The organism is Lactobacillus sp. UMNPBX4, assembly GCF_002554115.1.
Lineage (GTDB): Bacteria > Bacillota > Bacilli > Lactobacillales > Lactobacillaceae > Lactobacillus > Lactobacillus gallinarum.
This window is the reverse complement of record NZ_PCZF01000091.1, coordinates 1-2,256: the sequence shown is the minus strand read 5'-3', so window position 1 is coordinate 2,256 and position 2,256 is coordinate 1. Positions and strand designations below refer to the sequence as shown.

General features: G+C 35.7%; 4 protein-coding genes and 1 pseudogene. 2 read left to right on the top strand and 3 right to left on the bottom strand.

All coding sequences use genetic code 11. The features are described from left to right. Together CP355_RS09740 and CP355_RS10850 are read right to left on the bottom strand one after the other, a co-directional pair. On the bottom strand, window positions 1-342 hold a 342-nt coding region (locus tag CP355_RS09740), incomplete at its 3' end, for a recombinase family protein (protein WP_143468300.1). A gap of 68 nt (window positions 343-410) precedes the next feature. Next, window positions 411-506, bottom strand: a pseudogene (locus CP355_RS10850) (DUF1659 domain-containing protein); the annotation flags it as partial. 235 nt (window positions 507-741) lie between these two features. Between CP355_RS10850 and CP355_RS09730 the strand changes: the two are divergent. After that, complete coding sequence (locus CP355_RS09730) at window positions 742-1,164, top strand: hypothetical protein (protein ID WP_098044433.1); 423 nt, start codon at window positions 742-744, stop codon at window positions 1,162-1,164. Window positions 1,165-1,309: 145 nt separating this feature from the next. On the opposite strand, the gene CP355_RS09725 is transcribed toward CP355_RS09730, so the two are convergent. Further along, window positions 1,310-1,420, bottom strand: a complete 111-nt coding sequence (locus CP355_RS09725; RefSeq protein ID WP_025005568.1) for a putative holin-like toxin — start codon at window positions 1,418-1,420, stop codon at window positions 1,310-1,312. Between the two features lie 251 nt (window positions 1,421-1,671). On the opposite strand from CP355_RS09725, the gene CP355_RS09720 reads away from it, so the two are divergent. Further along, a complete protein-coding gene (locus CP355_RS09720) occupies window positions 1,672-2,109 on the top strand; it encodes a hypothetical protein (RefSeq protein ID WP_025005569.1) in 438 nt (145 codons plus the stop codon). Window positions 2,110-2,256: the final 147 nt, after the last annotated feature.

The window sequence follows — 2,256 nt, the reverse complement described above, 5'->3', positions numbered from 1 at the left end:
TTTAGGACGTTTATAGTTTAAGCCCGATCCAATATCTGAGATATATTCATCGGCGATAATGCCTCTAGCATTCAAGAATTGCCTTAAAAAAGCAACTTGATCTTTTAAATCGTCTTTTTGCCCATTGGAAGATACCCGCGCGTAAGCCACAATTTTGCGTTTATCAATGGGCTCGTTATGATCAAGGCCTAAATACTGATCAAGCTCTGATTGATAGTAAAATCGTCTGTTGTTAGCTGTTCGATGAGCTTTTAATTTCCCAGCTCGATCCCAGCTTTGAAGAGTGAACGGCGCTTTGCCAAGATAGGCAGCAGCTTCTTTTAAATACATAATTCTAGACATAAAAAATCTCACCACCTTGTAGCGAGATTATAACACACTTTATAACACTTAAAAAACACAATTACACATATATTTTTAAACTTGTTGAAACTCTTAAGTCCATTAGTGTATCTCTTATTGCCAAATGTATATTGGATTGATTGTTCTGCTAATTCAAAGTTCATAATTTTCTCCTACCTTACTTAATAATTTGATTTGAATTGTTGTAATCAACCTGCCGGCCAGATGTTTTACACTATTACTAACAATCTGAGATCCAAAAATGAGCCAAAGTTTTTAATATTAGTTAAAATTAAATCTTCTATTTATCTTTTTTCACCTAAATGCCTTAAACTATAATTTAGCAATCAAGGTTCTCGCTGAACCTAATTCACAAAATACATGGGAGAGAGATTTTTAATGAAGAAATTAATCTTTTGGGGTGCGATTTTTGCTATGTTTTTGATTGGCGGAGGTGGCGCTGGCGCCTATGTTAGTCACAATAATGCCGTTCAACGCAACAGTCAGAGCAATTCTAATATGAAGTCCAATAATAAGGAAAAGAACAGCAACTCTTCTGATGACGATGCTAATAAGGAATCTAACTCAAGTTCCGACAATTCTAGTTCTAGCAGCTCTGACAAGGATAAAGACAAGAACAAGGATCATCAAGATAAGGACAAACAATCTAGTTCTGCCTCATCTTCATCCAGCGACAAGGATGCCGATGCTCAATCTAGTTCTTCAAGTAGTACCAAGCAATCAAGCAGCCAATCTAATCAATCTTCTAGCAGCGCGCAATCATCAAGCACCCAGAGTTCAGATGCTTCAGATAATAAGTAATTGCTGCGGGTCTATGAACTTGCTATAATATGTAATGAAAAAGAGGTCGGCAAATGAGCCAACCTCTTAATGTAGAATCGCGTAAGCGGTGCTATCAAATATTGTTACTTATTCAATAACTGCCGGCTCTGCACAGCCAAAGCAGTTATTTTTTTCGTTGATCAAAAAACTTAATCAACTCAACAACTAATGCAATTAGAGTAACGACAAATGTGCCGAATTCTAACATTAGTTGCAACGCATCTGCAACAGACACGAAGGCTTCTCCTTTCTATTAGGAGATGCAAGTATGAGTTAAAATTTACTCATAAGCACCATCCCCTTCCAGGATAGCCACCACTTCAGCTTTTATACGGCTAAAATTATACTAAATCCAAATATACGTTCACAAGCAAACATTATAAAGAAATTTCCTAAAAGCAGTTAAATTTGCTTTTATTTGCAGAAGTCGGTAGAATTATTATTGATTTTGCATCTATTTATTTTCTAAATAAAGGGGTAACAACTTTGACTGAAGAAGAAAAGAACGCTCAAGCACAAGCATATAAAGAAACAGAAGAAGAAAACGACGATCTTAAAGTCGTAATGCCAGAAGCTAATAAGACTACTATGCCTAAGGAAGAATTCAAGGAACAACCTGATTACTTGAAGGTCTTCGCTAACTTCTACATTGCTCAATTTGATGAAGATGACCTTGAAATCATCAACCTTTACGATGAAAATCACAACATGGTTGATATTAACAGTTATCTCTTGAACAACATCCACTTCCCACGTAAGAAGTTGGTTGAACACGTTTTGCAATACCATGATTACAACTTTAAGAACTTACTTGATGTAATGGTTGAAAAGACCGGTGTTAAGCCAGAAGACATGCTTACTTACGAAGCATGGGACAAATGGTACGAAGAACAACGTGCTAAGATTTCTTCATCACTTTCATAATTTATATTGAAAAAGGCTCCCGATTTGGGAGTCTTTTTTTGTGTTCAAATATATTCAATTGAACACTCTGCTTTTTTAAACCCAAAATTAAACGCCGATTGTAAAATCAAGTTGAACACTTTATAAAAATAAAAGTCCATCTGGACC

Excerpts from the sequence above, each read along its gene's own strand:
- CP355_RS09730 (WP_098044433.1), top strand. The coding sequence starts at position 742 with ATGAAGAAATTAATCTTTTGGGGTGCGATTTTTGCTATGTTTTTGATT.